The sequence below is a fragment of the Haloarcula sp. JP-L23 genome, assembly GCF_011602445.1.
GTDB classification, from domain to species: domain Archaea; phylum Halobacteriota; class Halobacteria; order Halobacteriales; family Haloarculaceae; genus Haloarcula; species Haloarcula pellucida.
Genome location: NZ_CP050014.1, coordinates 537363 through 549731 on the forward strand (window position 1 = coordinate 537363; position 12369 = coordinate 549731).

10 protein-coding genes are annotated in these 12369 nt (G+C 65.9%); 5 read left to right on the top strand and 5 right to left on the bottom strand.

Translation table 11 applies throughout. The features are described from left to right. Positions 1 to 13 precede the first annotated feature (13 nt). Positions 14 to 1600, bottom strand: coding sequence for a phosphoglycerate dehydrogenase (gene serA / locus G9465_RS02600; protein WP_166967269.1), 1587 nt, complete (start codon positions 1598 to 1600; stop codon positions 14 to 16). A gap of 332 nt (positions 1601 to 1932) precedes the next feature. Continuing rightward, positions 1933 to 2100, bottom strand: a complete 168-nt coding sequence (locus G9465_RS02605) for a hypothetical protein (protein ID WP_166967271.1) — start codon at positions 2098 to 2100, stop codon at positions 1933 to 1935. A gap of 392 nt (positions 2101 to 2492) precedes the next feature. On the opposite strand from G9465_RS02605, the gene G9465_RS02610 reads away from it, so the two are divergent. The 3 genes from G9465_RS02610 to G9465_RS02620 are packed head-to-tail and all read left to right on the top strand — an operon-like array spanning position 2493 to position 5660. Beyond that, positions 2493 to 3338, top strand: a complete 846-nt coding sequence (locus G9465_RS02610; RefSeq protein ID WP_166967273.1) for a CBS domain-containing protein — start codon at positions 2493 to 2495, stop codon at positions 3336 to 3338. Then, positions 3335 to 5071: a glycine--tRNA ligase gene (glyS, locus tag G9465_RS02615; RefSeq protein ID WP_166967275.1), complete on the top strand. Its 1737-nt coding sequence runs from the start codon at positions 3335 to 3337 to the stop codon at positions 5069 to 5071. Before G9465_RS02610 ends, glyS begins: the two co-directional genes overlap by 4 nt. Before the next feature lies 1 nt (position 5072). Beyond that, positions 5073 to 5660, top strand: coding sequence for a dolichol kinase (locus tag G9465_RS02620; protein WP_166967277.1), 588 nt, complete (start codon positions 5073 to 5075; stop codon positions 5658 to 5660). Here G9465_RS02620 and G9465_RS02625 read toward each other — a convergent pair. Further along, entirely contained in the window at positions 5657 to 6532 is an 876-nt protein-coding gene (locus G9465_RS02625) for a UbiA family prenyltransferase (protein ID WP_166967279.1), read from the bottom strand. The genes G9465_RS02620 and G9465_RS02625 overlap by 4 nt on opposite strands. 63 nt (positions 6533 to 6595) lie before the next feature. Beyond that, entirely contained in the window at positions 6596 to 8275 is a 1680-nt protein-coding gene (locus G9465_RS02630; protein ID WP_166967281.1) for a histidine kinase N-terminal 7TM domain-containing protein, read from the bottom strand. Between the two features lie 103 nt (positions 8276 to 8378). Between G9465_RS02630 and G9465_RS02635 the strand changes: the two genes are divergently transcribed. Next, the gene (locus G9465_RS02635; RefSeq protein ID WP_166967283.1) at positions 8379 to 10838 is read left to right on the top strand and encodes a DEAD/DEAH box helicase; all 2460 of its coding nucleotides are present in this window, start codon (positions 8379 to 8381) and stop codon (positions 10836 to 10838) included. A gap of 85 nt (positions 10839 to 10923) precedes the next feature. After that, positions 10924 to 11484 (top strand): redoxin domain-containing protein, encoded by a 561-nt coding sequence (locus G9465_RS02640; RefSeq protein ID WP_166967285.1) that lies wholly within the window; start codon positions 10924 to 10926, stop codon positions 11482 to 11484. Between the two features lie 6 nt (positions 11485 to 11490). Here the strand turns inward: G9465_RS02640 and G9465_RS02645 are convergent, their stop codons facing one another. Then, positions 11491 to 12297: an Sjogren's syndrome/scleroderma autoantigen 1 family protein gene (locus tag G9465_RS02645; protein ID WP_166967287.1), complete on the bottom strand. Its 807-nt coding sequence runs from the start codon at positions 12295 to 12297 to the stop codon at positions 11491 to 11493. Positions 12298 to 12369: the final 72 nt, after the last annotated feature.

Consider the following 12369-nt stretch of genomic DNA (forward strand, 5'->3'; position numbering starts at 1 on the left):
AACGCGGCGTGGCTTACTCGTCGCCGAGGGCGACGTAGGTCGTCTCGATGATGCGGCCGTCCTCGGCCAGTCGATCGAACACCTCGGCCGTCGGCGGTTCGTCGAGGTTGTAGACGGACATGGCCTCCCCGCCGATGGTCTCGCGGCCGTTGAACATCCCCGCGATGTTGATGTTCGCTTCGCCCAGCACGGTCCCGATGAAGCCGATGGTGCCGGGTTCGTCCTTGTTGCGCACCACGAGCATGTGACCGTGCGGGACGGCCTCGATGCGGTGGTCGTCGATGCGGACGATGCGGGACTCCTCGCCGCCGAACTGGGTTCCACAGACCGAGACGGACTCCGCGCCGTCGGAGACGGTGACGGTGATGAGACTCTGGTAGTCCTCGGCGGCACTCGTCTTCGACTCGGTCACGTCGATGCCGCGTTCTTCGGCGATCTGCGGAGCGTTGACGGCGTTGACCTGAATGTCAGAGGGTGCGAAGACGCCTTCCAGCGCGCTGGCGGTGACGTACTCGACGTCCTCGTCGGCGATGTCGCCCGCGTAGGTGACCTCCACGGAACTCATGTGGCCGTCGAATAGCTGGACGGCGATGCGGCCCGCCGTACTGGCCAGTTCGAGGTACGGTTCGACCTGCTCGAAGGTGGCGCGGTCCAGCGACGGCGCGTTCAGCGCGTTCGCCACGGGTTCCTGATTGAACGCGGCGATAATCTGGTCGGCCGTCGAGGTGGCGACGTTCTCTTGGGCGGCCTCCGTCGACGCGCCCAGATGCGGCGTGACGATGATGTCCTCGACGTCGAGCAGGGGGCTGTCCTCGGGGAGCGGTTCCTCGCCGAAGACGTCGAGCGCCGCGCCCTTGAGGACGCCGTCCTCGACGGCCTCCGCGAGGGCGGGTTCGTCGATGATGCCGCCGCGGGCGCAGTTGACGACGTACCCGCCTTCGAGTTGGGCGAGTTCCTCCTCGCCGATCATGTTCTCGGTCTCGGGGGTCAGCGGCGTGTGGATAGTGACGAAGTCGGCCTTCTCTAGACACTCGTCGAGTTCGTCGACGAGTTCGGCGCCGAACTGTTTGGCGCGTTCCTCGCTGATGTAGGGGTCGAACGTGACGATGTCCATGCCGAGGTTGCCCAGTCGTTTCGCGACCTCTTGGCCGACGCGGCCGAAGCCGACCACACCGAGGGTCTTCTTGTTGACCTCGGTGCCGAGGAACGCCCCTTTCGCCCACTCGCCGCCCTTCAGACGGTCGTGGGCCTGCGGGATGGAGCGGGCGGTGGCGAACGCCATCGCGACGCTGTGTTCGGCGGCGGCCCGGACGTTGCCTTCGGGGGCGTTGGCGATGATGACGCCGTGTTCGGTGGCGGCGTCGATGTCGATGTTGTCGACGCCGATGCCGGCCCGACCGACGATGACCAACTCGGGCGCGGCCGAGAGCACCTCGTCGGTGACCTCGGTGCCAGAGCGGACGATGAGCGCGTTCGCATCGGACACTGCATCGAGCAGCGCGTCGCCCTCGACGTCGTAGGCTGTCTCCACCTCGTGGCCCGCCTCGCGGAGCCGGGCGAGGCCGGCGTCGGCGATGGGGTCCGTGACGAGTACCTTCATACCGGACCGAACTTACCGGGGCGGCATAACGCTTGTTTTCTCAACGCGTGCGTGCGGTGCCGGCGAGCCGTGACCGACGTCGCCGTCGGTGTCGCGTGTGTGAAATACTGTAGAGCGTATTCGACCGTTCGCCCGACACCGGTCCTGCCGCCGCTGACGCACCGCAGGCCGCCGACGGCGAACTGGCGGGGATACCACTGCTCGATTTCGAGAGCGATACCTGATCGGTTCGAGGACGCCCGAACGCCACGACGGCGTCGGCAGTCGCTACGAGTCGTGAGCGCCGAAAATGTAAAAACCACGGGTCGAACCGCAGTGACCCGGACCGCGCGTTACCGCCATTCCGGCAGCGAGGCGGCGTCTACCAGCGGGAGTGTCATATACGCCTCGTCGGTCGAGACGTCTGCGATGACGAGCGTATCAGTCGTGCCTTCCTCGACGGAAGCCATAACCTCCGCGTCCTCAGCAACCTCCGCTGGGGCAACCGTGTCCGGCTCCATGCATGACAATATGTAACACCCACATATAAACGTAGCGAAATCCCCGGACGGAGTCGGACCAGTGTCAGACATCTGTCTGACTGGTGGTGCGCTACTACCACGACGGGACGACCGAGACTACCCACGGCATCCGCGCGCAGTGTCGCGGTTCGTCCGAGATTCAGTCGAGCAGCGAGTGGTACGGCCGGCCTACTCTCGGTGTTAGGTAACGGATGTGAACGTACCCGTTCACGAGGATGTCGAGCAGAGGTTTCAGCGTCGTCGAGGCCTGCACAGCGCGGTTTCGGCTGTCTGCCTCGGACGGGCGTGGACCCACGCGACTCGGACCGAGCGCCGAGAGAAAGCGGTGGATGTTAAGGACTTAGTAGGTGCGGGCAGGAAGTTTTGGCAGTATGAACGTCGCAGACGCCATGACGCCGCGCTCGGAGGTAGTCACGGTCGAGATTCCGGGCACCCGTGACGACGTGCTGGAGTACCTCCAAGAGCGGGCGTTCTCGTCCGTCCCCGTCATCAAAGACACCGACGACGGCGAGGAGTTCCGCGGACTCATCTCACGGGACGCCCTCATCGACCGACCCGACGAGGACCAGCTCGCGCTGCTCGTCGAGGAAGTCCCGACCATCACCGCCGAGGCCAGCATTCAGGAGGCCGCACGCCTGATGGTCGCGGAGAACGAGCGCCGCATCCCCGTCGTCGACGGGCGTCTCGAAGGCATCGTCACCGTCACCGACGTCATCCACGCTATCGCGAACGGCGACGTCGACGGCGACACCGAAGTCGGAAATCTCGCCCGCAGCGATATCAACTGCATCTACGTCGAGACGCCACTGACCGTCGCCGAGCGGGAACTGTCCCACGCCGAAGTCCCCTACGGCGTCGTCCTCGACGCCGAGGGCGAGATGACCGGGATGCTCACCGAAGTCGACATCATCGAAGTGGCCCGCGTCGTCGAGGGCGAAGACGACACCGGCGAGTCTATCGCCAACGAGGACGACGAGTGGGCCTGGGAGGGCATCAAGGCCGTCGGCGGCCGCTACATGCCCACCCGAAACGTCGAGATTCCGGTCGAACCCGTAAGCGAGTTCATGACCGCCGACGTCGTGACCGTGAGCAAACGCCTCACCGCCGCGGAGGCGGCCCGATTGATGATCGAACACGACATCGAACAGATTCCACTCGTCGCGGGCGACGAACTCGACGGTATCGTCCGCGACGTCGACCTACTGGAGGGCCTATGAGCGAGGGCGAGCGACTGACCGAACTGGCCAAGCGCCGGGGCTTTTATTTCCCCGCTGCCGGCTCCTACGGCGGCGCGGCCGGGTTCTGGACCTACGGCCCGCAGGGCGCGGCCCTGAAGTCGAACGTCGAAGACGCGTGGCGTGACCGCTTCGTCCTGCAAGAGGGCCATCAGGAGATTTCGGCCCCCGACGTGATGCCCGAAGCCGTCTTCGAGGCGTCGGGCCACCTCGATGGCTTCGACGACATGATCATCGAGTGCGGCGAGTGCGGCGCGACCCACCGCGCCGACCATATCGTCGAGGACAACACCGACATCGAGGAGGCCGAGTCCCTGCCCAACGAGGACGTCATGGACATCATCGCCGACCACGACATCGCCTGTCCCTCCTGTCACACGTCGCTGGCCGGCCAACCCGTCGACAACTTCAACCTGATGTTCGCGACGAACATCGGCCCGGGCACCTCCTCGCCGGGCTACCTTCGGCCGGAGACGGCACAGGGCATCTTCGTCGAGTTCCCGCAGCTCTCGGAGTACGCGCGTAACCAGCTCCCCTTCGGCGTCGCACAGATCGGGAAGGCCTACCGCAACGAGATCTCCCCCCGGAAGTCCCTCGTGCGCGTGCGTGAGTTCACGCAGGCCGAACTCGAACACTTCGTCGACCCCGAGGAGGACGAACCGCCGCTCGCCGACGTAGAGGACGTGACGCTCCCGCTGTACTCCGGCGAGAGCCAGCAGGCAGCGGACGGCGGCGTCGAACAGCTGACCGTCGGCGAGGCCGTCGACGAGGGCGTCGTCACCAGCGACTGGGTGGCGTACTATCTGGGCGTCGCCCGCGACTGGTACGAGCGCATCGGTATCGACATGGACCGGTTCCGGTTCCGCCAGCACCTCCCGGGCGAACTCGCCCACTACGCCTCTGACTGCTGGGACGCCGAAGCCGAAATCGACGGCGACTGGATAGAGATTACGGGCTTTGCCTACCGGGGCGACTACGACCTGCAGAAGCACGCCGAACACTCCGGCGAGGACTACACCGTCTTCAAGCAGTACGACGAACCCGTCACCGTCGAACGACCGACCGTCGACCCGGACATGAGCTATCTCGGTCCCGAGTTCGGCGGCGACGCCCAGTCGGTGGCCGACGCACTCGAAGCGCTGGCCGAACGGGACCCCGAGGCCTTCGAGGGTGAGGACGTGACCGTCGAGGTAGACGGCGAGGCCTACACCGTCCCCGTCGAAGAGACGAACTTCAGCGTCGAGACGGTCACGGAGAACGGCGAACACGTCCGCCCGCACGTCGTCGAACCCTCCTTCGGGGTCGGCCGCCTCATCTACACGGTGCTGGCCCACGCCTACACCGAGGACGAGGTAGACGGTGAGGAACGCACCTACCTCGACCTCCCGCCAGAACAGGCCCCGACCACCGTCGGCGTCTTCCCGCTGATGGACAAGGACGGCATGGCCGAGTACGCCCGCGAGATAGCGAGCGCCCTCCGCGAGGCCGGGCATTCGGTCACCTACGACGACTCCGGTGCCATCGGCCGGCGCTACCGCCGACAGGACGAGATCGGGACGCCCTACTGCGTTACCGTCGACTACGAGTCCGTAGAGGAAGACACGGTCACCGTGCGGGAACGGGACAGCACAGAGCAGAAACGCGTCTCCATCGACGGCCTCGCGGAGACGCTAGAGCGTCTCACCGAGGGCGAGACGACCTTCGACGACCTGTAAGATGGCTGATGAGGTCGCCCGTCGACTCGTCCACGCCACCGGGTCGGCGGTCCCGCTCTCGTACCTCCTCGCCCCGGACCTCGTCACCTGGCGGGTCGTCCAGACGTTTCTGGCAGTGTGTCTGGTTACCGTCGTCTTCCTGGAGTTCGTTCGTCTCTCGATCGGTCTCGACTGGGCCATCTACGACCGTCTCACCCGCGAGTACGAACAGGACAACCCGGCGGGCTACGCGCTGTACATCGTCGGGATGGCCGTCGTCGCCGGGGCCGTCGCCGTCGGACTGCCCACCACCGTGGCCGTACCGGCGATGTTCATGCTGGCCATCGGCGACCCGATAAGCGGCCTGCTGGGTTCTGCGGAGGCCAGCAACGTCAAGCAGGCGTGGGTGTTGCTCGTGATGTTCGGCGTGTGTACGCTGCTCGCGTCCCCGTTCGTCTCGCCGGCCGCGGCGGTGCTGGGCGGCGTCGCCGCGACGTTCGCCGACGGGGTCAAACCCACCATCGCGGGTTACGTCGTCGACGACAACTTCGCCATCCCGGTGCTCGCGGCCGCCGCGATGTGGGTCGGGCTGGTCTTGGTCCCGTTCTAGACGGCGAGGGCGACCAGTCCGAGCAGGAGGTACTCGCCGTCTTTGGCCAGACAGAGCGTATCCATCGCGTTCGTCCGGTCCAGAACCCACGTGAGCGAGAGCGAATAGCTCACGACCGGGAGGGCAAACACCGCGGGCAGGGCCGCGTGCGCGACGGGCGTGAGCGCGACCAGCACCGCGAGCGAACAGCCATCGAGCAGCGCGAGTACCTGCCGCGTCCGACCGACACCGAGGACGACGGGGAGCGTCTCGACGCCCGTGGCCCTGTCACCGACGACGTCCCGGACGTTGAACACCTCGACCGAGACGAACGACCGCAGGAGGAAGAACAGACAGACCGCCACCGCTACCGGGCCGATGGGACGACCCGCCACGACAAGTGGGAGCAGGGTCACGGTCGACGCCCACGCCAGTGCCACCAGCCCCGTGTTCACGACGAACACGTCCTTCAGTCGCCGCCACCCGGGTGCGAGCGGGACGCTGTAGAGGACGCACGCGACGACCGGAATCAGGGCGACGACGAGCGCATCCAGCCCGCCCACCCACAGCGCGATGCCCGCCCCCAGTAGCAGGCCACCGACGGCGAGGCCGGCGACCACCACCGGGTGGTCCGTGACGAATGACGACCGCTCGGGGCAGTTGATGGCGTCCTCCTCGATGTCGGCGAGGTCGTTGGCCGTGTAGACGGCAAAGGAGACGAGGCCAACGACGACCGGTGCGGCCGGCGCCGTGACTCCGAGCAACACCGCCGCGAACGCCGCTTTCGCGGCCGCGACCACCCCTTGCAAGACGCTGAGTTGCTGTGCCCACCAGAGCGAGTGAGTCAGTGTCTGCCAGACCTGTGCGGGAGTCGAGCGGCTGTGGTACGCCATGGTAGGTCAAGCTACACATCGGAGTGAATTGATGGCTTTCCCCGTCTACGGCGACTAGCGCGGTCACCCGTCCGGTTCGGGCAGAGCCCGGTCCAGCGAGAAGGACACTTCGCTCCCGCCCTCCGGGCGCAACTCGAACGTGAGGTCGTGTCCCGACTGCTCGACGAAACAGTAGACGAGCCACAGTCCGACGCCGGAACTGTGCTGGAGCGGCGTCTCACCTTCTTCGAGGATACGACGCTCCGTGTCGGGGATGCCCGGGCCCTCGTCGGCGACGGTGACGTGGACCGTGTCCGCATCGACGGTGACGGTGATAGTCACCGACGGCGATGGATCCGGGTCGTGTTCGATGCCGTTCTCGACGAGGTTCTCGAGGGCGACCTGTAGCCCGACGGTCGATCGGACGAACACCTCGTCGGGACACGACGCCGTCACCGTCGCCGCCGGGTATTTCGCCGAATACCGGGCGACGATGGCCTCGACAGTGGTCGAGATGTTGGTTCGCTCTCTGGCTCGCTCGCTCGTGACGATACGCTGTATCGTCCGGAGTTTCGCGCTCGTCTCCATGATGGAACCGGCGCTGTCGTCGATAGCCTGCAGATGGGGCCGACCACGTTCGTCGACGTACTCCTCTAACACCTCCGCGTGACCCATGATGGTGTTGATGCGGTTGGCCATGTTGTGTCGCAGGACGCGCGAGACGAGGTGGAGGTGACGCTGTCGTCGCTGTTGGTCGGTGATGTCCGAGAGGACGACGGTCCAGCCGAGGTGGTGCGGGCCGTCGGTTATCGCGGACGTCTGGACCGAGAGATACCGGTCCTCGTCGGTCTGGGGAGCGAACTCGGTACGGCCGCCGTCGACGTCCTCGAACCACTCTTCGGCGTTCTCGACGATTCGTTCGATGGACTCGTTCTGGTGGCTCGCAAGCGACGGGAGGAGCTCTGATGCCGTGGGGTTGAAATCACGGATGCGGCGCTCGGCGTCGAGGATGACCATGCCTTCGCTGCTCTGCTCGACGGCCGTATCGCGAGCCAGTGGGACGATGTCGAAAAAATCTAGCTGGATGGACCACGTCGTCGCGATGCCGAACAGGGCGAGGCCGATCGGCGTGTAATCCAGCCCCGGAATCGGGGCACTGTCCAGTACAGAGACGACGTTGATAAACAGCGGCAGCGCGCTCCCGAAGGCGACGAGCAACACCGATTCGGTGCTGTACCGACTCCGGAGGTGGATGCCCAGCAACGCGTACACCGCCACACAGTACAGCCCGTACGAGAGGAAGACATAGAGGAAGTACAGCGGTCCCAGTCCCCTGTGAACCAGATGGGGGAACACCGCCGTCGACAGGTCGATACCCTCCCAGAACAGGTGATGGAGCGGGTTCGTGAGGATACCCAGCACGAGCCCCATCAGCACGACCACCACGTACGCGATAAAGAGGGGGCGGCGGTGCCAGTCTCGGCCCGTGTACTGGGCCGCGAACACGAAGAAGACGAGTACGAACAGCACCCCAAGCGGGAGTTCGAGCGCGACCAGTACGCGTTCGACCGCGGTCGGCAGGACGATTTTCGCGGCGGCGGCGAACGACCACACCGCCATCAGCGCCAACAGCGCGGTAAACGAGCGGACGCCGCGAATCTCGTGGGGATACGTCCGGAGATACACCGTGAGCGCAACGAGTGACAGCCCCGAAACCGTGAAAAACACCACGAGTGCGAGTCCGACCGGGCTGGTCACCGTCATAGCTTATAATTATCAGAAGATGAAATAATACCTTCGTCCACCCCGTTTCACTTCCACCACGCTACCTGAACCCTTAACCGCCGGCGGGGCCAACGCCTCGCCAATGGCGACCACCGACGCCGAGTCCGGTGGCGAGTACGTCACCGAGCCACTGGTTACCGACGGTCTGCTGGAGAACCGCCGGTATCAGGTCGAACTCGCCGACACCGCCGACGATCGCCACGCCCTCGTCTGTCTCCCCACCGGCCTCGGTAAGACGACCGTCTCCCTGCTCGTGACCGCCCGCCGCCTCCACGGCGTCGGCGGCACCGCCCTCCTGCTGGCCCCGACGAAACCGCTGGTCCAACAACACGCCGAGTTCTACCGTGAGGCGCTGACCGTTCCCGACGACGAGATTGTCGTTTTCACGGGTGAGGTCCGACCGGACGACCGAGCGGAGTTGTTCGAGCGCGCGCGAGTGGTCATCGCGACGCCGCAGGTCGTCGAGAACGACCTCGTGGGCAACCGTATCGACCTCTCGTCGGTGACCCACTGCACCTTCGACGAGTGTCACCGCGCGACCGGCGACTACGCCTACAACTACATCGCCGACCGCTACCACGCCGACGCCGACGACCCCCTCGTCACCGCGATGAGCGCCTCCCCCGGCGACGACGAGGAGGCCATCCTCGAAGTGTGTGAGAACCTCGGCCTCTCGGAGGTCACCGTGATGACCGAAGACGACGCCGACGTGGCCGAGTACACCCACGATACGAGCGTCGAGTGGAAACGTATCGAACTCCCCGACGTAGTGATAGAGATACGCGACGCCATCAACGAAGTCGTCGCCGACCGACTGGCGCAGTTAAAGGACCTCGGCGTCACCAACAAGTCCTCGCCGGACCTCTCCGAACGGGAGATTCAGGGGATGCAGGCCGAGTTGCGGAAACTCATGGACAACGACCAGAGCGAGGGGTATCAGGGGATGAGCCTGCTCGCGGAGATTCGGAAGTTGCGGACGGCGGTCACCTACGTCGAGACCCAGAGCGTCAAGTCCCTGCGGCGGTACTTCGAGCGCCTGAAGGAGGCCGCCCGCTCGTCCGGTGCGTCGAAAGCCGACCAGCGACTCGTCAGCGAACCCAAGATCCGCGAGGCGATGCGCAAGGCCACCGCGTACGACGACCTCCACCCGAAGTTCCGCCAGACGCGGATGTTGCTGGCCGAGACGCTCGGCATCGAGAACGGCGAGCGAGTCATCGTCTTCACCGAGTCCCGGGACACCGCCGAAACCCTCGTCGACTTCCTCTCGGACCACTTCTCGACCCAGAAGTTCGTCGGCCAGTCGGACACCGACGGCAGCGAGGGGATGACTCAGACCGAGCAACAGGAGACGCTTGACCGCTTCCGGAACGGCGAGTTCGAGGTCCTCGTATCGACATCCGTCGCCGAGGAGGGACTGGACGTGCCGGAAGTCGACCTCGTGATGTTCTACGAACCCGTCCCGACGGCCATCCGCGCCATCCAACGCAAGGGGCGAACCGGCCGACAGGCCGAGGGCCGCGTCGTCGTCTTGCTGGCCGAGGACACCCGCGACGAGGCGTACTTCTGGAAGGCCAGAAACGACCAGAAACGGATGAAACGGGAGTTACAGAACTTAAAGAGCGTCGCCGGCGACTTGGAGGCCGAACTCGACCAGACCGGGCTGGACGAGTACGAGAACCCAGACGGGGACGCCGGATCGGAAACTGGGGCCGAGAGCGAGGGGTCGTCGCCCGCTCCAGTCGAAACCGAGGACGACGGCGCACAGAGCGCGCCCACCGACGACGGGCAGGCCGGCCTCGACGCCTTCGCCGGCGAGGACGTCGCCGAGGAGGCAGGGACCGAGGCGGACGAACTGGACGGGACCGTCGCGACGGCCGACGGCGACGAGGAGACCATAGAGATAGTCGCCGACCAGCGCGAACTCGACTCGACTATCGCCCGTGACCTCTCGACCCGCGACGGTGTGGAGACGCGACTCGAGACGCTCGCGGTCGGCGATTACGTCCTCTCGGACCGCGTGGTCGTCGAACGGAAGACCGTCGCGGACTTCATGGACACGCTGACCGGCGGCGACCGGTCGATGTTCGAACAGGTGGGCGACGCCACCCGCCACTACGCCCGCCCGGTGGTCGTCGTCGAGGGCGAGGACCTCTATGGCGCCCGAAACGTCCACCACAAGGCCATCAACGGGGCGCTGGCCTCGCTCGCGGTCGACTTCGGCGCCAGCGTGATGCGCACCGCCGACGAGACCGAGACGGCCGACCTGCTGGAGGTCATCGCCGCCCGCGAACAGGACGAGGGCGACCGAGAGGTGAGCGTCCACGGCGAGAAACAGTCGAAGACGCTGTCCGAGCAACAGGAGTACGTCGTCACCTCGGTCGCGGAAGTCGGACCAGTGACGGCCCGGAACCTGCTGGCCCACTTCGGGAGCGTCGAAGCGGTGATGACCGCCGAGCACGACGACTTGCTCGACGTGGCGGGCATCGGCGAGGTGACCGCGACGCGTATCCGCGACGTCGTTAGCGGCGAGTACGATCCCTGAGACGACGATTCGATTTCACCGATCTGTTCGTGCAGAGAAAGTTTGAAGCAGTTGTATAGTGTGGTTCCGATAAGGGGATCCTCAGGTGACAGATACGACGACCGGTAGTGACCGTTACTTCGACTTCGAACTCGACAACGTCGGTGCAGGGAGTGCGACGCTGACGTCCGAGCGTCTCGCTGCCGACCACGACTACGTCCTCGCCGTCTTGCTCCGGAACCACTACTGCCCGCTGTGTCGGGACCTCGTCAGTCGACTCGCCGACCACTACGGGGAGTTCGCCACGCGAGGGACCGCCGTCGTCCCGGTGTTGCCCGACATCCGCGAACGGGCGCTGGTGTGGCACCGCCGCTACGAACTCCCGTTCCCGATGCTCGCAGACCCCACGGACGACGGCGTCGACGACGACCGTCGGGACGCCCCACCCGACGAGTTCGATGCGTTCGCCCCGTTCCAGCGCACGATCCCTAGCCTCCCCGGCGTCGTGCTCTTCGAGTGCGTCGAGGACCGACTCCGCATCGTCTCCAGACACGGCGGGCCAAAGCCACAGGACGTCCCGACTATCGACGCCCTCGTCGACCGAATCGACGTCCACCGCGACGACGGGACCGTCGACGTCGGGGACGGCGTCCGCGCCGACGGCTGACAGCGGTCAGCGCTTTGCCGCGTCGAGCGCCTCCGCCGCCTCGCGGGCGGCAGCGAGGTGTTCGCGCGCTTCTCTCGGGTCGTCGGCCGCCGCGGCCCGCTCCGCAAATCGCCGAACCGTCTCCGCAAGCAGCGACGCCGCAGCGTCGAGGTCCGCACGTACGTCACCGGTAGCGCGCTCAGTTCGAGTCGAAACGTCCGGGTTCGCCCGTCGCCCCGCCTGCTCGTCGCGTCCCACAGACCGGCGACCGGCGGTGTGTGACTGCCGGTCAGCGGGTCGACGGTCATCCGTCTCTCGGTGACCCCCCGCTTCGTCTGGAGTCCGCTCGGGGTCCGCCGACGGCACCTCCCGGGGTGGCGCAGTCTGGGCGTCCGTCCCCCGGTCGGGTTCGTTCTGGCCGGCGTGGTTCGTCTCCGGGACCGCTTTGGAGTTCGTGTCCTGTACCTGTTCGTCCGTCCGGGCTTCCTCGGCCTCGCTGTCGTCCGCTTCGTCGGCGCCGAACTGGACGCGGGCCTCGTCGCTCGGGTTCGCCACCTCGATGTGGTCCCCGTCGGCGGACTGACCGGCCTCGTCGTCGGTCCCGTCCTCCGACGCTCCCTGCTCGCGTGTGATGGGCTTCTGGCAGGTGGGACAGAACTCCTGCCCGTCGTAGCGGAAGATGGGGTCGCCACAGTCCGAACAGTGGGCGTTCGTCATCGTCGCACCCTTCAACAGGAGTTCGCTCATCTGTTCGGTGGCCGCACGCTGTTCTTCCTCCTTCTCGAATTTCTCCCGGAGTTTCTCGCGTTCGGCTTCCTTATCGAAGTCGCTCATACACGTATCAACGCCGTGGCGCTGAAAACCGTTTTCGGGTCCGATCAGTGACCCGTGGAGGGGGGTTTCGAC

Excerpts from the sequence above, each read along its gene's own strand:
- G9465_RS02625 (WP_166967279.1), bottom strand. The coding sequence starts at position 6,532 with ATGGCGTACCACAGCCGCTCGACTCCCGCACAGGTCTGGCAGACACTG.
- G9465_RS02610 (WP_166967273.1), top strand. The coding sequence starts at position 2,493 with ATGAACGTCGCAGACGCCATGACGCCGCGCTCGGAGGTAGTCACGGTC.
- G9465_RS02630 (WP_166967281.1), bottom strand. The coding sequence starts at position 8,275 with ATGACGGTGACCAGCCCGGTCGGACTCGCACTCGTGGTGTTTTTCACG.
- serA (WP_166967269.1), bottom strand. The coding sequence starts at position 1,600 with ATGAAGGTACTCGTCACGGACCCCATCGCCGACGCCGGCCTCGCCCGG.
- glyS (WP_166967275.1), top strand. The coding sequence starts at position 3,335 with ATGAGCGAGGGCGAGCGACTGACCGAACTGGCCAAGCGCCGGGGCTTT.
- G9465_RS02620 (WP_166967277.1), top strand. The coding sequence starts at position 5,073 with ATGGCTGATGAGGTCGCCCGTCGACTCGTCCACGCCACCGGGTCGGCG.
- G9465_RS02645 (WP_166967287.1), bottom strand. The coding sequence starts at position 12,297 with ATGAGCGACTTCGATAAGGAAGCCGAACGCGAGAAACTCCGGGAGAAA.
- G9465_RS02635 (WP_166967283.1), top strand. The coding sequence starts at position 8,379 with ATGGCGACCACCGACGCCGAGTCCGGTGGCGAGTACGTCACCGAGCCA.
- G9465_RS02605 (WP_166967271.1), bottom strand. The coding sequence starts at position 2,100 with ATGGAGCCGGACACGGTTGCCCCAGCGGAGGTTGCTGAGGACGCGGAG.